The 19,164-nt window shown below is 66.6% G+C and carries 22 protein-coding genes; 9 read left to right on the forward strand and 13 right to left on the reverse strand.

All coding sequences use genetic code 11. The features are described from left to right. Positions 1–28 precede the first annotated feature (28 nt). A complete protein-coding gene (gene kynA, locus ABIB29_RS15915) occupies positions 29–883 on the reverse strand; it encodes a tryptophan 2,3-dioxygenase (protein WP_354173772.1) in 855 nt (284 codons plus the stop codon). A 129-nt stretch (positions 884–1,012) separates the two neighbouring features. Continuing rightward, entirely contained in the window at positions 1,013–2,008 is a 996-nt protein-coding gene (locus tag ABIB29_RS15920) for a bifunctional riboflavin kinase/FAD synthetase (protein ID WP_354173773.1), read from the reverse strand. 236 nt (positions 2,009–2,244) lie between these two features. Here ABIB29_RS15920 and ABIB29_RS15925 point away from each other — a divergent pair, with 236 nt between their 5' ends. Continuing rightward, the gene (locus tag ABIB29_RS15925) at positions 2,245–3,042 is read left to right on the forward strand and encodes a DUF937 domain-containing protein (RefSeq protein WP_354173774.1); all 798 of its coding nucleotides are present in this window, start codon (positions 2,245–2,247) and stop codon (positions 3,040–3,042) included. Positions 3,043–3,121: 79 nt separating this feature from the next. Here ABIB29_RS15925 and ABIB29_RS15930 read toward each other — a convergent pair whose 3' ends face one another. Further along, the gene (locus ABIB29_RS15930; RefSeq protein ID WP_354173775.1) at positions 3,122–3,973 is read right to left on the reverse strand and encodes a P-loop NTPase family protein; all 852 of its coding nucleotides are present in this window, start codon (positions 3,971–3,973) and stop codon (positions 3,122–3,124) included. A gap of 74 nt (positions 3,974–4,047) precedes the next feature. On the opposite strand from ABIB29_RS15930, the gene ABIB29_RS15935 reads away from it, so the two are divergent. Next, positions 4,048–4,245, forward strand: coding sequence for a GNAT family N-acetyltransferase (locus tag ABIB29_RS15935; RefSeq protein ID WP_354173776.1), 198 nt, complete (start codon positions 4,048–4,050; stop codon positions 4,243–4,245). A 47-nt stretch (positions 4,246–4,292) separates the two neighbouring features. On the opposite strand, the gene ABIB29_RS15940 is transcribed toward ABIB29_RS15935, so the two are convergent. After that, positions 4,293–6,011, reverse strand: coding sequence for an HNH endonuclease signature motif containing protein (locus ABIB29_RS15940; protein ID WP_354173777.1), 1,719 nt, complete (start codon positions 6,009–6,011; stop codon positions 4,293–4,295). Between the two features lie 247 nt (positions 6,012–6,258). Between ABIB29_RS15940 and ABIB29_RS15945 the strand changes: the two genes are divergently transcribed. The 4 genes from ABIB29_RS15945 (at position 6,259) to ABIB29_RS15960 (ending at position 8,559) form a co-directional block, all read left to right on the forward strand. Continuing rightward, complete coding sequence (locus ABIB29_RS15945) at positions 6,259–6,987, forward strand: hypothetical protein (protein WP_354173778.1); 729 nt, start codon at positions 6,259–6,261, stop codon at positions 6,985–6,987. 67 nt (positions 6,988–7,054) lie between these two features. Then, a complete protein-coding gene (locus tag ABIB29_RS15950; RefSeq protein WP_354173779.1) occupies positions 7,055–7,303 on the forward strand; it encodes a hypothetical protein in 249 nt (82 codons plus the stop codon). Between the two features lie 262 nt (positions 7,304–7,565). Continuing rightward, positions 7,566–8,057, forward strand: a complete 492-nt coding sequence (locus ABIB29_RS15955) for an NUDIX domain-containing protein (protein ID WP_354173872.1) — start codon at positions 7,566–7,568, stop codon at positions 8,055–8,057. 76 nt (positions 8,058–8,133) lie between these two features. After that, positions 8,134–8,559 carry a VOC family protein gene (locus ABIB29_RS15960; protein ID WP_354173780.1) on the forward strand — a complete coding sequence of 142 codons (426 nt, stop codon included), beginning with the start codon at positions 8,134–8,136 and terminating at the stop codon, positions 8,557–8,559. Between the two features lie 5 nt (positions 8,560–8,564). Here the strand turns inward: ABIB29_RS15960 and ABIB29_RS15965 are convergent, their stop codons facing one another. The 3 genes from ABIB29_RS15965 to truB are packed head-to-tail and all read right to left on the reverse strand — an operon-like array spanning position 8,565 to position 10,382. Further along, entirely contained in the window at positions 8,565–9,029 is a 465-nt protein-coding gene (locus ABIB29_RS15965; protein WP_354173873.1) for a hypothetical protein, read from the reverse strand. Between the two features lie 46 nt (positions 9,030–9,075). Next, on the reverse strand, positions 9,076–9,429 hold the full coding sequence (locus ABIB29_RS15970) for a hypothetical protein (RefSeq protein ID WP_354173781.1): 354 nt from the start codon (positions 9,427–9,429) through the stop codon (positions 9,076–9,078). Continuing rightward, positions 9,429–10,382: a tRNA pseudouridine(55) synthase TruB gene (truB, locus tag ABIB29_RS15975; RefSeq protein WP_354173782.1), complete on the reverse strand. Its 954-nt coding sequence runs from the start codon at positions 10,380–10,382 to the stop codon at positions 9,429–9,431. Before truB ends, ABIB29_RS15970 begins: the two co-directional genes overlap by 1 nt. A 37-nt stretch (positions 10,383–10,419) precedes the next feature. On the opposite strand from truB, the gene ABIB29_RS15980 reads away from it, so the two are divergent. Then, a complete protein-coding gene (locus ABIB29_RS15980) occupies positions 10,420–11,586 on the forward strand; it encodes a pyridoxal phosphate-dependent aminotransferase (RefSeq protein WP_354173783.1) in 1,167 nt (388 codons plus the stop codon). A gap of 138 nt (positions 11,587–11,724) precedes the next feature. Beyond that, a complete protein-coding gene (locus tag ABIB29_RS15985) occupies positions 11,725–11,934 on the forward strand; it encodes a hypothetical protein (RefSeq protein WP_354173784.1) in 210 nt (69 codons plus the stop codon). A 45-nt stretch (positions 11,935–11,979) separates the two neighbouring features. Here the strand turns inward: ABIB29_RS15985 and ABIB29_RS15990 are convergent, their stop codons facing one another. The 3 genes from ABIB29_RS15990 to ABIB29_RS16000 form a co-directional block, all read right to left on the reverse strand. Next, positions 11,980–12,327 carry a CU044_2847 family protein gene (locus ABIB29_RS15990; RefSeq protein WP_354173785.1) on the reverse strand — a complete coding sequence of 116 codons (348 nt, stop codon included), beginning with the start codon at positions 12,325–12,327 and terminating at the stop codon, positions 11,980–11,982. Between the two features lie 28 nt (positions 12,328–12,355). Continuing rightward, positions 12,356–12,793: a thioredoxin gene (gene trxA / locus ABIB29_RS15995; protein WP_354173786.1), complete on the reverse strand. Its 438-nt coding sequence runs from the start codon at positions 12,791–12,793 to the stop codon at positions 12,356–12,358. A gap of 105 nt (positions 12,794–12,898) precedes the next feature. Beyond that, positions 12,899–13,384 carry a nucleoside deaminase gene (locus tag ABIB29_RS16000; RefSeq protein ID WP_354173787.1) on the reverse strand — a complete coding sequence of 162 codons (486 nt, stop codon included), beginning with the start codon at positions 13,382–13,384 and terminating at the stop codon, positions 12,899–12,901. 197 nt (positions 13,385–13,581) lie between these two features. Here ABIB29_RS16000 and ABIB29_RS16005 point away from each other — a divergent pair, with 197 nt between their 5' ends. Next, positions 13,582–14,733 (forward strand): ScyD/ScyE family protein, encoded by a 1,152-nt coding sequence (locus ABIB29_RS16005; protein ID WP_354173788.1) that lies wholly within the window; start codon positions 13,582–13,584, stop codon positions 14,731–14,733. 84 nt (positions 14,734–14,817) lie between these two features. Here ABIB29_RS16005 and rbfA read toward each other — a convergent pair whose 3' ends face one another. From rbfA to ABIB29_RS16020, 3 genes are all read right to left on the reverse strand, one after another. After that, the gene (rbfA, locus tag ABIB29_RS16010; RefSeq protein ID WP_354173789.1) at positions 14,818–15,327 is read right to left on the reverse strand and encodes a 30S ribosome-binding factor RbfA; all 510 of its coding nucleotides are present in this window, start codon (positions 15,325–15,327) and stop codon (positions 14,818–14,820) included. Between the two features lie 249 nt (positions 15,328–15,576). Continuing rightward, positions 15,577–18,489, reverse strand: coding sequence for a translation initiation factor IF-2 (infB, locus tag ABIB29_RS16015; protein ID WP_354173790.1), 2,913 nt, complete (start codon positions 18,487–18,489; stop codon positions 15,577–15,579). 152 nt (positions 18,490–18,641) lie between these two features. Continuing rightward, a complete protein-coding gene (locus tag ABIB29_RS16020; protein ID WP_354173791.1) occupies positions 18,642–18,983 on the reverse strand; it encodes a YlxR family protein in 342 nt (113 codons plus the stop codon). Positions 18,984–19,164 lie beyond the last annotated feature (181 nt).

Consider the following 19,164-nt stretch of genomic DNA (forward strand, 5'->3'; position numbering starts at 1 on the left):
GGCCCCGCCGTCTCCGGCTGAAGGGCGCTCACTGGCCGATCTCCGTCCGGACGGCGAAGAGCTCCGGGAAGAACGTCAGTTCAAGCGCTTTCTGCAGGAAAGCCGCGCCGCTGGAGCCGCCGGTGCCGGACTTCATACCGATGGTGCGCTGCACCGTGCGCAGGTGCCGGAAGCGCCAGAGCTGGAAGTTGTCCTCAAGGTCCACGAGTTCCTCACAGGCCTCGTAGGCGCCCCAGTTGTCCGCGGCGTTCTCATAGATGTACTTGAAGACCGGGACAAGCTCGGCGCAGAACTCGTGCGCCTGGGTGACGTCCCGCTCCAGCAGCGAAGCGGGAACGTCGAAGCCCTGGCGTTTGAGGTAGGCGAGGAAGTCGTCGTAAATGCTCGGGGATTCGAGGAGCTCCAGCAGCATGGCGTGGGCCTCGGGGTCGGACTCGAACACCGGCAGCATCTTGCGGTTCTTGTTGCCGAGCAGGAACTCCACCGCGCGGTACTGGCTGGACTGGAAGCCGGAGGAGTTGCCCAGGAAGCCCCGGAACTGGGAGTACTCGGTGGGTGTGAGGGTGGCCAGCACGGACCACTGCTCGGTGAGGGTTTTCTGGATGTGCTTGACCCTGGCGATCGCTTTCAGGGCCGAGCCGAGGTCGTCGGAGCGGAGCCAGGCGGCGGCGCTGCGGAGTTCGTGCAGGACCAGCTTGAGCCACAGTTCCGTGGTCTGGTGCTGGATGATGAACAGCATCTCGTCGTGGTGCTCCGGGGCGCTCACCGGCTGCTGGGCGCTCAGGAGCGTCGGCAGCTGCAGGTAGGACGCGTAGCTCATCTTTGAGCTGAAGTCCCGGACAATATCCTTGTCCAGCTCCCTGGTGTTTTTCTCGATCGTCACGTTTCTTGCCTTCCTTGCCCAATGGCGGTGCTTCACTGCGCGGACCCGCCGGCGAAACTGCCCGCACGGACCCGCGGTTCTGCCGCGCGTTTGGCGCGGCGGTTTAGCCCTGCGGTTTAACCTGGCGGTTCAGCGCGCGAACAGAATGTTGTGGGCCTGGACCACGTCCAGGCGCATCTGGTCCACCAACGCTTCAGGGCCACGGTACGCCACCATCCCCCGCAGCCGGGCGACGAATTCCACCACTACTGTCTGGCCGTACAGATCGAAGTCCTCGACAGCCTCTTCCGGGCGGTCGATCACGTGCGCCTCCACCTGCCGGCTGACGCCGTTGAAGGTGGGGTTGGAGCCCACGGAGATGGCCGCCGGCCAGCGCGTACCGGCCTGGTCCACGAGCCAGCCGGCGTAGATGCCGTCCGCCGGGATGTAGCCGCTGGCGTCGGAGGCGAGGTTGGCGGTCGGGAAGCCGAGGTCGCGGCCACGCGCGGCACCGTGGACCACCTCGCCGCGCATCCGGTGCGACCTGCCCAGGACGGCGGCCGCAGTGGCGACGTCGCCCTCGCGCAGTGCCTCGCGCACCCAGGTGGAGGAACAGCGGCGGTCCTTGCCGCCGTCGTCGTGCAGATCGCCGTGCAGCGGGAATCCTTCGGAGCCGAACTCGCTGATGACCAGGACCTCGAACCCGAGCTTCCTGCCGAGTTCCTGCATGGTGTCCAGGTCGCCGGAGTTGCCCCTGCCGAACCGGGCGTCGTGGCCGATCACGACGTGGCTGGCCTGAAGGCTGCCGACCAGGACGTTGGCGACGAATTCTTCGGGCGTGAGGCTGGCCAGTTCGAGGGAGTACTTCATGACGAGCACCGCGTCGAGGCCGAGTTCGCCGAGCGCGACCAGCTTGTCCTCCAGGCCCATGATCAGTTCCGGGGCGGATTCGGGCCGGTGGACCTGCGCCGGATGCGGGTCGAAGGTGATGGCGACGGCCCGCGCATGGTTCAGGCGCGCGATGCGGATGAGCTGCGAGAGCACCTGCTGGTGGCCGCGGTGCACACCGTCGAAGTTGCCGAAGGTAACGACGGAAGGACCAAAGTCCGCGGGGACTTCGGACGGATCGTTCCAGATGTGGACCATCAACCTCGCCTTTTGCTGCCTGCCATGTGCGCCTCCGGAGAATCCTGCCTGCTCCGGAACCCTTTTAGATTACCCGTAAACGCGGCCAGGCTCGGACGACGCTGCCCCGCCCCGGGCGGCGTCCTTTCCCGTTCACGACGCCCGGACTACGATGCAAGGGCAAACAGTCCGGCGGCGCCTGCGCAGGCGCCGTTTCCAGCGAGGCCCGCACTGACCTGCGGCTGAAGGAGTACCCCATGACCGAGCTCCACGACATCCTGCGGCAGATCCCGGTGGACCAGATTGCCGGCCTGCTCGGCACCGACCGGCAGACCGCCCAGGCCGCAGTGGAGGCCGCCGTGCCCACGCTGCTGGCCGGCATGCAGAACAATGCACAGGCATCCGACGGCGCCGCCTCGCTGGAGTCCGCGCTCGGCCAGCACCAGGACGGGCTGCTGGAGGGCGGGGTCGATGTCTCGCAGGTGGACACCGCGGACGGTGAAAAGATCGTGAGCCACGTCTTCGGCGGGCAGCAGGACCAGGTCGCCAGCCAGCTGGCCGGGACGTCCCAGCTCGGCGGCGTGGGTGGGGACCTGATGAAGAAGCTGCTGCCGATCCTCGCCCCGATCGTGATGTCCTACCTTGCGAACAAGGTCCTCGGGGGCCGCGGGCAGTCCTCCGGGGCCGGCGGTGCGGGCGGATCCGGCGGCGCGGGTGGCATTGATCTCGGCGGAATTCTGGGCGGGATCCTGGGCGGCGCCGGTGGCGCTGCTGCCGGTGGCGCTGGCGGGATGGGCGGGCTCGGCGATCTGCTGGGCGGGCTGCTCGGCGGCGGCCAGCCGTCGTCGCCGGCAGCCGTGCCGGACGCGGTTCCTGATGCGCGGCGGGACTCCACGCTGGAGCCGCAGGCGTACCCGCAGGGGCAGCAGACCGGCGGCGCCCCGCGCCCCGGTGAGGTGATCGACGTCGACCTCCCGGAGAGCCAGCCGGTGGATAAGAAAAACGACGACGGCGGCCTCGGCGGGATCCTGGGCGGGCTGTTCGGGAAGAAATAGTCCACGGGCCTGCGTTGATTGCCGGGCCGGCGCCGACGGATCGCTGGCGCCGGCCACCGTTGCCGGTTAGCGGCCCACATCAGCGTCCGCAGCGGGCAGTGGTGTGGCCGGCGGCGCGGTGGTTCCGCCAGTGCAGCAGCACGGCGGCCAGGATCAAGGGAACGTGGATCCCCGGGAGGTTCCTTGCGAACCACCGCGGCAGATAGATGTCGGTGACAGAGCCCGTCTCGTCGCCCAGGTCCTTGGCCACGGCGGTAAGCGGGCAGTGAAAGCCGTTGGCGGCAAAAACCAGGGTCTCGGCCGTAACCACGCCCGCGGCCAGGCCCACCCTCCTGTCGGTGCGGCCCCGGGCACCGGCATACAGGACATAGACCATGCAGGCCTCGATCGTGAACCAGGCAAAGGTGTGGAATGCTTTCACGGCCCGCAGCAGGGAAGCACGTTCCGCCTTCCGCAACTCCCGTGGAGCCTTGAGTCCAGCCATGAATCCAGCGTAGGCCGTGTCGGCCGTCGTCCGGTCAGAGGCTTTCGGCCCGCCCGGGCACGGCGCCCGTGGCTGACAGCTCCGCGAGCCAGGCGTCGAGCTGGCGGGGACGCTGGAACAGGACCACGGGGGCATCGCAGCATCTGCGTGGAGGCTGCGCATCACCTGCCGTTTCCGCGTGAACGACCGGAAATGCCACCGGATGATCGAGTCGTGGACGAAGAGCCTGGCAAAGGTCTCACGGTTCCCGTTGCAGACAGGTTCCCGGGTCACAGCCCGCCGCACGGAGCGGCGCGCCAGCCGGGCCAGCGAGAGCCAGCGCGGATAGTCCAGTCCGACGACGAGCTCCGCCCGAGGCAAGACAACGTCCCGCCACACTCCATAGGCACTGTCCAGCACCCAGCGGGGTGGCTTGCGGTACATGTCGGCCGAGTCTGTTGAGTTCATGGATCCTCCCCCTTGATACGGCTCCATCCAGGTTCGGCCGGCTGGTGCGCGTCGGCGCCAGGCTAGCACCTCTCGTGGACCCGGCGTTCCAGAAATCAGGTGCCGGGCGCGGGCTCCTGGAAGCTGTGCAGACGCGGTACCAGCACGTCCGGCAGTTTGTGGTGATCACCGACAACGAACCCGGGCAGCGTACCTTCTACGAGGCCCTCGGCTACACCGAGGGCTCGGATGTCCGGCCTGAACCGGTACGCGTCTTTGCGCAGTTCCGCTAGCCGCAAAGCTCAGGGCTCCACTTTCATCCAAGGCAGAACCCTCAGCCTCACTCCAGCCGGAAGTAGCGCTTTCTCCGTGGCACCCGGCGCGGATCGAGGTGCGGAGGCGGTATGAACCATGGAACGCCGCTTCTCATCTGAATGGACCACTGTTCCTTGTGGATTAGGTGATGGTGATGGGAGCAGAGCAGCGCTCCGTTGCCGGTTCCAGTGCTCCCGCCGCGGGACCAGTAGTTGATGTGGTGGGCCTCGCACCAGGGCGCGGGGATGGTGCACTGGGGAAAGGCACAGCCCCCGTCCCGCGCGATGATGGTCTTGCGGATGTGCGGCGGGAAGACCCGGGCTGCGCGGCCGATGTCGAGGATCCGGCCAACACCCCCCAGCACTATGGGGATGATGTCGGCGTCGCAGGCGATCTTGCGCACGGTGGAGGCTGTGATGGGGCCGGTGAACATCAGCGTCCCGGCGCTGGAGCCAGGGGCGCGTGTCTCCGCGTCGGCGCCCCCGAGCCGTTCCAGCAGTTCGCGGTAGTCAATGGTGACCATCACCTGTGGGCGCAGCCCTCCCGCAGCGGGCAGGTCTCCGGCGGCGAGGGCTACTTTGCAGGCACCGACGAGGCCGTCGAGAAGCCGCTGCGGCCGGGTGCGCTGATCCAGCCGCTCCGCAGCGGCCGCGTCTTCGGCAGCGCCGCCGACGGCGGCGGCACCAGCATCGGCATCGGCATCGGCATCGGCGTCGGCATCGGGGGGCGACTTAGCGTCTTCGCCGGCCTGGGCCGCGGTGCCCATGTCGGCATCGGGACCGGATCCAACGCCGGTCCGCGGGTTGGTGGCAGTGTTCATGACCGTCAGCAAGTGTTCGAACTGGTCGGTCGTGGCGAAAATTTCCAGATGCTGCAGTCCACGGTATGCCCGGCGTATGAAGGCACCCTGGCGCTGGCGCAATTCCTGCTCACTGGGCTCCTCGCCGTCCTGGTCCAAGGCGTCCGTCCAGCGTTTGGCGATCCGGGTCAGGAAGTCCTGGTCATTCTCGACGGCCGTCCGGGTGAGGGCATGCTCCATCCGGGCGGCATCCTCGGGTGTGGCCACGTGGCGAACCCGGTCCAGGGAAATGCTGATAATGGTCGCCGCCCGTGTGGCGACGCCGCCGGCAGCAACCACGGCCGCGAGCTCTTCTTTGACGGCCGGCAGGGGCTGGCCCGACAGGCCCGTGCGCGGCAGGACGTCCGCGACGAGGGCCAGCCGGCGTCGGGCTTCCGGGGCACTGATCCGCAACCGCGCCCGCAGGAATTCCGCGGTGTTGCGATACCCGTCGTCCAACCATCCTGTGGAAGGATCAGCGCCTTCCGGCGCGTTCCAGGTGGGCTCGGACGGAGTACTTTTCTGCGCACTCGCTTCCGTATTCCAGCCGGTGAGCCAGCCGGCCGGCGCGTCAGAACCACACTTCGCGGCGGCAGTCCTGGCTTCAGCCGCTGCCTGGCTTCGGGTCCGGTCGACCGCCGCCGCGGCCACAAGCTGCCAGTAGTCGACCATGCGGGATAACTCCTCCACGCGGCCGGCGAAGTCCGCGGCTTCTGCCGCTCCGAACAGCGCCGCCTGGGCGATCGCCGTCCCGTTTGAACTGCGCAGCAGTGCAAGCGCCCCATCGAGAGCGCAGTCCACGTCCTCCGGCTGGCGCGGGACGGACATGAGCCGGGGAACACCGGGGAGGATCACACCGTCAGGCCGGGTGGCCTGTACCGGAATGAATTCTTCGCTGGCTTCCATGGATAAATTCCATCACGAGGCTGTGACATTTTCGGGGCCCGGCTGCCCGGTAAAGGTGCACGGTTTCCCCGGCCTCAACGATCCGGCAAGGCCAGACTCCTGCGCGTCCTGCTGGGCGTGAGCTCACTGATTGAAAAATAGAAATAAGTCTTTCGTGTTTCATGTAACCAAAGCGGGTGCGCCGGAAACTACAAGAATGAATGGCTACACTTGCCTTCGTAGAAACCACTGGGGGATAAAAATAAACATGAAGTACCAGGCCAGCTCTGTCCGAAATGCATCACTCATTGCTCTTGCGTTAAGTCTTACTCTTTCTGCCTGTGCGCCTGGCAAGCAAGAAGCAGCCCCGTCAGCATCTCCCTTCACCTCGTTCACTGCGACTGAGACTGTTACTGCGACGGCCACAGCAGCTCCTGCCGTAACCACAACGCCGACACCCAGCCTTTCGGCAGTAGTAGAACCAACAGTGGCTCCTGTGGCTCCTGCCCTTGAGCACCCTGGCAACTGGACCATCAAAACCCAGCAAGGTCCGTACCTTGACTATGTGAATGAAACAGATAAGGCAAAATCAGTAGAAGCTCACATCTACGATGAAAAAGGCAACAAGGTTTCAGTCATCTCAAGCGGTGGATACGGCGGCGGGGCAGCAGGACCATCACTACTGACAGTTCTGGACACTCAGCCGGTCCCGAACTTCCCGGCGAGGGACGGAGACACAGTTTTTGCCTTCATTAAGTATGAGAATCCTGTGGACCACTTGGTTTTCTACCGCATGGGCAACATGGGCGCAGCGCTTGTCACTAACGGCGAAGGTACTTCCGGTAGCTATGTTCGCATTGTAGGAAATGGGGCCGCCGAAGCTTATGTTGAATTTGGCACACCTGCATTCAACTCCCTGGAGAGTGCAAAAGCATGGATGAAAACCCAGCAATACAGCCAGCTCAAAGCAATGCTGGCCACTATGCGCTACCTTTAGTCCGGGGTTTTCAGCGGCTTGGCGTTGAGGTGTGTGCTTATAAGGCGAAAGTCCAAAGTTGGGGAGTATGAATATGGTTATTCTTGCTGTTGCCGCGTGGCTCCTGACTGGCATGATCGCAATCCTTGGTGTGAGTGCCGGTGCCACCATTTGGGTCTATATGGAGCCGTTGGTCGATACGGTGCCTGATCCGGCAAGCTACTTTGTCGCCGCCGCTGCCGGCTTCCTTGCGCTGTTCCTTAGCTTGGTTGTCAGTGTCGGCGTGACTGTCCATGCAGCCCGTTGCAACGCAAGCCGAAAAGCCCGATCCATCTGACTCCCATCTTGAATCGGAAAGATTCGTCGAGCCACGATTTCTACGGCTGCAGCGGTGCCGCCTCGACAGCTGGGGCTTTGGGCGCCATGGCCGGCCCCGCGGAGTCACACTCCGGCCGGTACGGGCAGTGTCATGGGAAACTGGAGGCATGGACAGCCCTGTTGCCCCGACCTCCAGCCCGGCCCTCCCCCACAACGCACGGCCCAACGACGCACGGCCCAACGAAGAACAGCCCCCCGCGGCAGAAAGCCACGAGCTCCCCATCGAGCTGCGCCGCCCCCACGGACCCCGAGACCCCGGTGACGCCTGGGTTGAAGGCGACCGCGGACGGTTCTGGGGCCGATTTGGCTCGGCGGGTCTCCTCGTCCACGACCCCGCCAAGGGCATCCTGCTCCAGCACCGCGCCCTGTGGAGCGATCAGGGCGGCACTTGGGGACTCCCGGGCGGAGCCCTGCACCAAGGCGAAGAAGCAGTCCACGGCGCTCTGCGCGAGGCCAAGGAAGAAGCTGCCGTCCCGCCGGAAAACGTCCGTGTCCTGTTCACCTCGGTGTTCGACGTCGGCTACTGGACCTACACCACGGTCGCAGTCGGGGTTGTGGAGGCGTTCGAACCGGAGATCAGCGACCCTGAAAGCCTGGAGCTGCAGTGGGTGCCGGTTGAGCTTGTCGGCGACAAGGAATTGCATCCCGGCTTCGGAGCCGCCTGGCCGGGCCTCCGACGCAGACTATTGGGGCCCGACGCCGGGACGGACTGATCCCACGACGGGGCCGGCGCGGAGGTTGGGGATGGCGGGCATTCCGCACGGGAACAGTCCGTCCTAAGGTTCGGGTATGAGCGAAAATCACACCCCGCCACCTGTCCGGCAGCTGCGCCTCGTCATCGAGACGGAGGACTACGACGCCGCCCTGACCTTCTACCGCGACGTCCTGGGCCTCGTGGAACGTGAGGTTGTCCCGAGCGAGGGTGAAGCACGCATCACGATCCTGGAAGCTGGCCGCGCCAGCCTGGAGCTCTCCAATCCGGCGCAGGTCCGGTACATCGACCAGGTGGAAGCCGACGGTCAGCCGAGCGCCAGGATCCGGGTCGCCTTCGAGGTTGAGGACGCGGAAGCCGCCACGCGGAACCTCGTGGCGGCCGGCGGCACCCTCATCGCGGAGCCACGGCAAACACCGTGGCGGTCCGTGAACTCCAGGCTGAACGGCCCGGCAGGGCTCCAACTCACGGTGTTCCAGGAACTGGACCAGCCCGCGGACTAGGACACTCAGGCCTGCTTCGGCGCGGGACGGCGGCGGTACAGCCAGATGAGGCCCAGGATCGGCAGCAGCAGCGGGATAAACGCGTAACCGCGGCCAAACAGGGACCAGACGGTCTCATGCGGGAAGTTGACCGAGTCGAACATGCTCAGCGCGCCGACCACCAGCACACCCACCAGTTCCACGAGGACCGCCGAAACGGAGACCTTGAACCAGGTGCGGCCGGACTTCGCGAGGGACACTGTCGCCACCAGATAGACGACGGCGGCGAACGCCGAGAGCAGATACGCCAAGGGGGCTTCGGAGAACTTCGTGAGGATCTGGAATCCCGCCCGGGCCGTTGCGGAAATCGCGAACACGGCGTAGACAGCGATCAGCAGCCGGCCGGGGCCGGTGTTGCGCGTGTCTTTCGCCGCCGGGGCCGTCGCCGGGCCGGCAGCCGGACCGCCAGCCGGGGCCGGCGTTGTTCCGATGTCCTTGTGCGAAGGTTTCGCGGTCACGTTGTCTGCCTCTTCCACGTCAGTACCAAATCTGATTCATTCGGGCCGCCATCACCAGGGCGGTGACGCCGACGGCGGCCAGCACGAAGTTGCTCCAGCGGGTGCGTTCCAGGATGGCCCAGTACACCGCGCCCACCGGCAGCAGGAGGGCCGTCAGCAGGTAACCCCAGAACTCCCACGGCTCCCCCGCCATCTGTTCCCCGCCCGCGACCCGGACGATCGAACCGACCAGATAGACCAGCAGGGACAGTTCGACGGCGGCCACCGAGAGGATCGTCGTGTCGTTCGGGGCCTTCTTGAGGATGCCGGCGACCAGGCAGATGACGGTGGAGACCAGGCCGACGACAAGGATGATGTAGAAATACGCGTCCACTACTGCCCGGCCTGCTGTTCCGCCGTCGGCTGTTTGGGCGCGCGTTTCTCATTATCCGGCGCGAACACCAGCACCGGTTTCGCGTAGCTCCCCTTGTCAGCGAGCAGGGCCACGAGGGTCCCGTCCGGGGCGAAACCGGCGGCCGGATTCTCCGGCGTGGCTGCGCCCGCTGTGCCGGCGGCCGAACCCGCGGCGATCCTGCGGCCGAAGGAAATCTCGGTGGTTTCCTCGTCGCTGAGTTCACGGTTGGGCATGAGTGCCCGGGCGGCCTGGGACATTTCCAGCACGTCCAGCTCTTCGGCGAGCTGTTCCAGGGTGCGGGCCTGGTCCAGCGTGTAGGGGCCCACCTGGGTCCGGCGCAGGGCCGTCAGATGACCGCCGACGCCGAGCGCCTCGCCGAGGTCGCGGGCAAGGGCCCGGATGTAGGTGCCGGAGGAACATTCCACGGTCACGTCCACGTCCAGCGCGTCGCCGTCGCGCACCGGACGGAGGCCGTGGACCTCGAAGCGGTGGATGGTGACCGGACGCGCGGCCAGCTTGACCTCTTCGCCGGAGCGGACCCGGGCGTAGGCGCGCTCCCCGTTGACCTTGATGGCACTGACGCTGCTGGGAACCTGCTGGATCTCACCGGTCAGGGCGGCGACGCCGGCCCGGACGGCTTCCTCGGTGACCGCGGCGGCGCTGTGCGTCGCAGTGACCTCGCCTTCGGCGTCGTCCGTCACGGTTGATTCGCCGAGCCGGATGGTGGCCGTATACGTCTTGGAGGTGCCCACAATGTAGGTGAGCAGCCGGGTGGCCTTGTTGATGCCGACCACCAGAACGCCCGTGGCCATCGGATCCAGGGTTCCGGCGTGACCCACCTTTCGGGTACCGGCGAGCCGCCGCATCCGTCCAACCACATCGTGGCTGGTCCAGCCTTGCGGCTTGTCCACTATTACCAGTCCAGAAAGCACGCTCCCCAGTATATCTGCGCCGGTTAGGATGGCAGACATGCCCGAGCTTGCCGCCCACGTCCGCGACGTCCCCATCAACCAGATCCGCGAAATCACCGAAGCCGCCTGGGTAACCCCGGGCGCGGTCGTGTTGAGCATCGGCGAACCGGGTTTCGCCGTCCCCCGCCATATCCTCGAAGCCGGGATGGCCTGCCTGGACCGCGACGAAACGAACTACACTCCGAACGCCGGCATCCCGGCCCTGCGCGAGGCTTTCGCGGCCAGGTTCCGGGAGCACAATGCGACGCCGGTCGGGGCGGACCGCGTCTATGTCGTCGACGGCGCCCAGCAGGGCCTGCATTTCGCGATGAGCCTGCTGCTCTCCCCCGGTGACGAAATCCTGATCCCCAATCCGGGCTACCCGACCTTTGCCATGACGTCCAGCCTGTTGCACGCTGTCCCGGTGCAATACCCGCTGTATCCCGAGCACGACTTCCAGCCCCGGATCGCGGACATCGAGGAGCTCATCACGCCGCGGACCAAGGTGCTGATCCTCAATTCGCCGTCCAACCCGCTGGGCGCCGTGCTGGGCGAGGAGCTCACCCGCAGCCTGGTGGCGATGGCCGTCCGGCACGATCTGTGGATCATCTCCGACGAATGCTATGAGGCGTTCACGTATGACGTCCCGCATGTGAGCCCTGCCCGCTTCGACAGCGACGTCCCGGGCGAGGCCCGCGTCTTCACCTCGCTCACGCTGTCCAAGACCTACGGCCTGACCGGGCTGCGGATCGGCGCGTTGATCTGCCCGCCCGGCCTGGAACAGAAGATGAACAACGTGATGGAGGCGATCGTCTCCTGCGTCGCCTCGCCCTCGCAGTACGCGGCGCTGGCTGCGCTGACGGGCCCGCAGGACTACGTCAGCCACGCCCACGCGCACTACCGGGCCAACCGCGACGCCGCCTCGGCCGTCCTGGCGTACAAAGGGATCCCGTTCCTTAACGCGCAGGGGGCCTTCTACCTCTGGGCGGATGTGTCGCACGTCAGCGGCGGGGACGTGCGGTCCTGGGTCCGCCGCTTCCTGGCCGAGTCCGGGGTGTCCTTTGCCCCCGGCACCGCGTTCGGCTCGATCGGCGAGGGCTGGATCCGGATTGCGCTCTGCAGCAGCCAGGCTGATCTGGTCGAAGGCCTCGGACGCCTCCCGGCCCGGGCCACAGCTGACGGCTGACACCCCGGCCACTGGGTCTCTGTCCCCTACCGCCACGGCACCGCAGCGCCTAACCTGAGCCCAGCACGCAGTCATCGCGTGCGTCGCGGGGCGCACCGTTCCGGGACTGGCGTGTCGGGGTTCGTCAGGGAGGTTGTCATGTGGTGGCAGGACTTGTTATGGGGCATCTGGAACGGGCTCACGGCGTGGATTGTGTTGATCGTGCATGTCTTCGGACAGTGGAGTGAGTTCCCGTTTTACAACACGGCCCGCGCCGGAAACTGGTACGACTTCGGCTTCCTGCTGGGGGTTGGCTCGCCCTTCCTGGGAGGCCTGGGCGCCCGGGGCGCGCGGAGCAGGCGCCGCTGACGGCGCGGCCCCGTGGCACTGCTCACTCCCCTGGGCGGGACGGCTTCACAGCATGATCTCTTCCTCCGGCGACAATTGCGCCGGAGGCGTGTGGGAGAAGGACAGCTTGACGATGAAGTGGGCGTCGGAGCAGTTCTGCGCGATGATGGCCCCCGCCTCACCGGCCAGCTTCACGCCGAATTGAAGCTCCAGGTGTTCCGCGCCGACTTCCTTCAGGACCTCCGCGGCCGCGTTGGCCGCCGGGCGGATGGCGGCGAGGGCGTCCTCCAGCCGCCGCCCGGCGTCGGTGATTCCCTGCTCGTTCCGGGAGGGGCGTTCGACGCCGAAGCTGCTATCCGCGGCCTCGACCAGCACCGTCCCGGAACCCACTTCGTAGCGCAGTATCTCGGTCATTGCTTCCTCCATCTCGCCCGTGGGACGGTCACGGTTTGCCCGCCGCGAGGGCGCCGTCCAGCCATTGGCGCAGGGCCGCCGCCGGCGGGGCGCCCGCCTGCCGGGCGACCACTTTGCCGTCCCTGATCAGCAGCATGGTCGGAATCGCCTGGATGTCGAAGCGCCGTGAGAGCGCCGGTGACTTGTCGACGTCGACCTTGACGAGTTTGACCCGGCCGGCCCGCTCCTGGGCCAGCTTGTCCAGCACGGGACTGACCATGCGGCAGGGACCGCACCAGGCAGCCCAAAAATCGATCAGGGCAGGCGTTGAGGACTGTTCGGCGATCTCCGCGAAGTCGGCATCGCCGGCGTCGACAATCCAGGGCAGGTCCGTGCGGCAGTTGCCGCAGCGCGGATGGCCCGCAGCCGCCGTCGGAATCCTGTTGGTTTTCCCGCACTGGGGGCATGTGATCAGGCCCGAACTCATGGACCGCCGCCTTCCCGAGTGCCCGCAGTCATGGTTCCATGGGACGCCCCCGCGCGGAGCGGGCATAGAGTCCAAAGTCCCCCGGCCAGGCCGTGGTGGCCGCTTTCAGTATTCAATGCGGTCCGGGTTGCCGCGCCAGGCCTGGAAGGGAACCTCCGACGCCGGGACGGCCGTTTGCCGGACCGGCATCAGTTCGGGCCGGGTGCCGTCGAAGTACTCATAGAACAGAGCATCGTCGAAGCCGGCGGCCGCGGCCGCGTGACGGTCCGCGGCGAAATAGACCAGGTCGACGCGGGCCCAGAGGGCTGCTGCAAGGCACAGCGGGCACGGTTCGCAGCTGGCATAGAGCACGGCACCGATGAGGTCGAAGGTGGCGGACGCGGCCGCGGCCGAGCGGATGGCCACCACTTCGGCATGGGCAGTGGGATCGTTGTCCCGTGTGACCTGGTTGACGCCCTCGTGGATCCGCCCGTCGGGAGTCACCACCAGCGCCCCGAACGGTCCGCCGCCGGCGTCCACGTTGGCTGCGGCGAGCCGGATGGCCTGATCCAGGAAGCGGTTGATGTCCGAAGCTGAGGGTGCCGTGACCATGGTCCGATCATAGCCAGCAACGCCGTCCGCCAGGAAAGATCCGCGGTTGCCGCGCGGGCATCGACTTTGCGTCTCGGAAGGCTTAATATCCGCTATGGGGGGCGCCGTGCATAGTCCGGCCGCCACTACACCGGTCTCAAGGGTCTCAAGGGTCTCAAACGATGTGGGTACTTCATCATTCGCCCCGGGAGCCAACCATGAGAAAGAAATTGTCATTGCTCGCCACGGCCGCCACCGCCGCCGTGTTCCTCTCGACCGGGACAGCTGCCGGCGCAGCCCCCGGTGTCCCCTCCGGAGGGGACACCGGAGACGCGGCACCGGTTCTGCTCACCGGCCGGCTGGTGGGTCCGTTGCATGTCAGCGCCGGGCGACACGGCTCGGTCACGGTCAGCGAATCCTTTGCCGGCCGGCTGACCCGGGTCGACTCCGAGGGGAACCAGGCGGTCCTCTACGAATCCCCTGACTGGAGCGTTGCGGGCAACGCCCAGCGGGGTGGGACGACGTATTTCCTGGAAAGCCAGGGCGCCGGACCCCACCCGGCTGAGCTGGCCGGCCACGTCCGCATCATCGACGAGGACTTAAGCCAGCTGACGCTGGGCGATTTCGCCGCCCTGGAAACGGAGGAGAACTCCGACGGCGATACCCGGTACGGCTTCCGTGACCTGCCGGAGGGCTGCGCTGCCGAGCTGCCAGCCAATATGCCTGCCAGCTACATGGGTGAAGTCGATTCGCATCCGTACGGCATCGCCGTCACCGACGGGACCATCTACGTCGCAGATGCCGGGGCGAACAGTGTGGTGTCCGTTGATACCCGGAGCGGCGAGACCGAGACCGTCGCGGTGCTGCCGGCCCGGCCCTACAAGATCACCCCGGAAGCCGCGGCCTCGAACGGGCTTCCCGCCTGTGTTGTGGGAACGACCTATGACTTCGAGGCCGTTCCGACCGATGTCGCCGTCGGGCCGGATGGCTGGCTGTACGTCACGTCGCTCCCCGGTGGACCGGAAGATCCGGCCCTGGGCGCCCGCGGGGCGATCTTCAAGGTGGATCCGGCCGACGGCGAGGTGAAGCTCGTGGCGGATGACATCATGACACCCACGGGACTCGCCCTCGACGACGGCGGCGGGCTTTATGTTGCCTCGCTGTTCGGCGAAGGCGTGCTCAAGATCGACCCGGACTCGGGCGACCAGACGGTGGTGCTCGCGGCCGGATTCGCGGCCGACGTGGACCTCCGCGGAAACACCCTTTATGCCACGGTCAACGCCCTGCCCGGGCCGGCGGGGCCGCCCGACGGCCAGGTGATGTACCTGAATCTGCGGGACGGCCACCATGACGGGGCAAGCAAGTCCTGACCGGGACAGCGCTGCTGCCAGACAGGAATGGCCGGTCCCCTGCCGGGGCCGGCCATTTCCGTGTAGTGCTTCGCTGTTGCCGGACTACTTGTTGCTGTCCTCGTCGACGTCGCCTTCGTCGATGAGGTCCAGGTCCTCTTCGTCGAAGTCGTCCTCGTCGAGCTCCACGTCCTGCGGAGTATCGCTCTTGTAGGGGTCCGCGTCGCCGGCGTGCTTGGCGCTGGCAGCGAGTGCGGCCACCTCGGCGTCGCGCTTCTTCGCAGCCCGGAGCAGTTCCTCCAGGTTGGAGGCGTTGACCGGGATCTGGTCCGCCACGAACTCCAGGGTCGGGGTCAGCCGCACGGTGATGTTCCGCCCGACTTCCTGCCGCAGCACGCCCTTGGCTTTCTCAAGCCCCTTGGCAGCCTCGGCCTGGACCAGCTGGTCACCGAACACGGTGTAGTAGACCGTGGCGTGCTGCAGATCATTGGTCACACGCGCATCGGTAACAGTGACGCCCTCAAGCCGGGGATCCTTGACCCTCCGGCCCAGGGCCTCAGCAACAACAACCTTAATCCGCTGCGCCAACTTGGCAGCCCGTGCGGGATCAGCCATTTCCACTCCTAAAATTTTGGATGTACGACGGCGCGATGGCGGTCTGTGTACACACGTTGGGTTTTAATGCCACGCGCCTAAAGCGAGTCTACGACCGACCCGTTGGGTTTTTTCCGGCGGCCTGGGAGTGGCATCGGGCCTGCCGGAGCCGGACGGTTTGCGATCGAAGATCGAAAACCGTCCGGCGAAGGGGCGGGGCCGCCGGGAAAAACCCAACGGCCCCGCACCTTTTATGCACCAGGCTTCAGACTAGACGCGCGGCTTTTCGCGCATCTCGAAGGTCTCGATGGTGTCACCCTCGTTGATGTCGTTGAACGAGCCAAGACCGATACCACACTCGAAGTCCGTGCGGACCTCGGTGGCGTCGTCCTTGAAGCGCTTGAGCGTCTCAACGGTGAGGTTGTCACCGATGACCTTGCCGTCGCGGCTGACACGGGCCTTCGCGTTGCGTCGGATAACACCCGAGCGGACGATCGAGCCTGCAATGTTGCCGAACTTGGAGGAACGGAACACTTCGCGGACCTCGGCAGTGCCAAGCTGGACCTCTTCGTACTCCGGCTTGAGCATGCCCTTGAGGGCTGCCTCAATGTCATCAATTGCTGCGTAGATGACGGAGTAGAAGCGCATGTCCACGCCTTCGCGGTCTGCCAGTTCGGCAACACGCTCGGCGGGCTTGACGTTGAAGCCGATGATGACGGCGCTGTCGACCGTAGCCAGGTTGACGTCGTTCTGCGTGATCGCACCGACACCGCGGTGGATAACGCGGAGCTGGACACCCTCGCCGACGTCGATCTTGAGCAGCGCGTCTTCGAGGGCTTCCACGGCACCGGACACGTCACCCTTGAGGATGAGGTTGAGGGTGTCGATCTTGCCATCGGCGACGGCCTGGTCGAAGTCTTCCAGGCTGATGCGCTTGCGGCGCTTGGCCAGGGCAGCGTTACGGTCGGCAGCTTCACGCTTCTCGGCGATCTGGCGGGCAGTGCGCTCGTCAGCGGTCACGAAGAAGGTGTCACCGGCGCGCGGGACGTTGGACAGACCCAGGACCTGCACGGGGCGGGACGGGCCGGCCTCGGTCAGGGCGCTGCCGTCGTCGTCGAACATCGCACGGACGCGGCCATGGGCCGTGCCTGCCACGATGGTGTCGCCGACATGCAGGGTGCCGGACTGAACCAGGACGGTGGCAACTGCACCGCGGCCCTTGTCCAGGTTGGCTTCAATCGCGATACCGCGGGCGTCCTTGTTCGGGTTGGCGCGCATGTCCAGGGCTGCGTCTGCGGTGAGCAGAACGGCCTCGAGCAGCTCGTCGATGTTGAGGTTCTGGCGGGCAGAGACCTCCACGAACATGGTGTCGCCACCGTACTCTTCCGGAACCAGACCGTACTCGGTCAGCTGGCCGCGGACCTTTTCCGGGTTGGCGCCTTCCTTGTCGATCTTGTTCACGGCCACGACGATCGGCACGTTGGCCGCCTGCGCGTGGTTGAGGGCTTCAACGGTCTGCGGCATTACGCCGTCGTCCGCTGCGACCACCAGGATGGCGATGTCAGTGACCTTCGCACCACGGGCACGCATGGCGGTGAACGCCTCGTGGCCCGGAGTATCGATGAAGGTGATCTTGCGATCGATACCTTCGTGAGCGTGCGTGACCTGGTAAGCACCGATGTGCTGCGTGATGCCGCCGTGCTCGCCCGCCATAACGTCGGACTTGCGGATGGCATCGAGCAGGCGGGTCTTACCGTGGTCAACGTGACCCATGACGGTGACAACCGGAGGACGTGCCTCGAGTTCCTCATCGCCCTCGGCTTCCAGCTCGGCGTCGAAGTCGATGTCGAAACCGGAGAGCAGCTCGCGCTCCTCATCCTCCGGGGACACGACCTGGAGCTTGTAGCCAAGCTCCTCGCCCAGGAGGGCGAAGGTCTCTTCATCCAGCGACTGCGTGGCGGTAGCCATTTCGCCGAGGTGGAAGAGGACTGTCACCAGTGCGGCGGGGTTCGCCTCGATCTTGTCGGCGAAGTCCGTGATGGACGAGCCACGGCGAAGCCGGACTACGGTGTTGCCGTCGCCGCGGGGCACACTGACGCCACCGAGCGACGGAGCACTCATCTGCTCGAGTTCCTGGCGCTTGGCACGCTTCGACTTGCGCTGCTTGCCACGGCCTGCGCCGCCCTTACCGAAAGCACCCTGGGTGCCACCGCGACCGCGGCCACCCTTGCCGAAGCCACCGCCGGCCGGAGCGCCGCCACCGGTGCCGGGAGCACCGGTACCTGGAGCGCCACCCGGACGGCCCGGGCCGCGGGCTCCGCCACCGGGACGGCCTGCCCCAGCGGGTGCGGGCCGTTCGGTGCGGTTCGGCATCATGCCGGGAGTCGGGCGGTTTCCGCCGGCCCCTGCCGGACGGCCAGCGCCAGCTGCGCCGGCCGGACGCGGTGCGCCCGGACGTGCACCCGGAGCGCCGCCGGTGCGGGGAGCACCCGGACGGGGACCACCAGCGCCTGCTGCGGGACGGGGACCGCCGGGGCGGTCGCCCTCGGTGCGGCTTCCGCCCGGACGCGGCATGCCCTGGGAAGGAGCGAACGGGTTGTTACCCGGACGCGAGGGACGTTCGTTGTCGCCGCCGCGGCCCCGGGGCATGCCCTGGGACGTCGCGAACGGGTTGTTGCCGGGACGGGGACCGCCCGGGCGGGGTGCCGAGCCACCCTGGCGTGCCGGAGCAGCCGGGGTTTCCGCCTTGGGTGCCGGACGTGCGCCGGGCTTGGCGCCCGTGGAGGGCGCAGCCGGAGCCTGGGCGGCGGGAGCTGCCGGGGCGGCCGGAGCCGCCGTCGGGGCTGCCGCGGCGGCAGCGGGTGCCGGAGCAGCTGCTGCCGGAGCCGGAGCTTCAGTCTTGGTTTCCGCAGCCGCCGGCGCTGTGGGTGCAGCCGGAGCCGGCGTGGGCGCCGGACGGTTTGCCGAGGGGCTGGCGGGTGCCTTGGGGGCGGACGCAGGCGCTTCGGACTTCGAAGCTGCTGCTGCGTCGGGGAACGCGTTGCGGAGTTTCCTCACAACGGGGGCCTCAATGGTGGAAGAGGCAGAGCGAACGAATTCGCCCAGTTCCTGCAGTTTGGTTACTGCATCTTTGGAAGTAATACCGAGCTCTTTAGCAAGCTCATGTACGCGGACCTTGGCCACATTTCTCCTGTCTCGGTCCGCACCGAGCCAGGCACGAACCGTCTACTTCTTACTGCGGACCTCCGCCGCGAGTGCAGCTGAAAGGTCCATTGCAGAGCGCAACAAAGTTGTCATCGTTGCGCACTCATCGCTGGGAACTCATCGGGTTTCCATCAGTTTTCTGACCCGCTTTCAGGTTGGACGGTTGTTGCTGCGGCCACCGGGGTGTCCACGGCTTGCGTGCCTGCCATGATCCGGCGTTCGACGTCGGCTGTTCCGGCAGCGCCGTTCAGGGCGCGACCGAACGCTCGACGTTTGACCGCCAGTGCCAGGCACTTTTCGCTGGGGTGCAGCCATGCACCCCGGCCAGCCATCCGGCGTCGTTCATCCACTACGACGGCGGATGAACCGCTGCCGTCGGCGACGAGCCGGAGTAGCTCCGACCGCGACCCCTTTTTCCGGCACCCGATGCAGGTACGCTGCGGCTGATTCTCGAGGTGTTGCACGTGTGCCACTTACGAGTATCTTCCTGCCAGTACATATCTGCCGGCCCCTGGCTTCCGGAGGCGGCCTGGCCAAGGGTTGTGATCAACACCTTCGCCGGACGCAAAACCGGACGCGTAAGGGACACGCGGATACCGGCCGTTAGGCGCGGTCATGTCTATTCTAGCCCCTCAGGCGCCCGGGCCCCGAACT

The sequence above is a fragment of the Arthrobacter sp. UYEF36 genome (assembly GCF_040547025.1).
GTDB lineage: Bacteria > Actinomycetota > Actinomycetes > Actinomycetales > Micrococcaceae > Arthrobacter.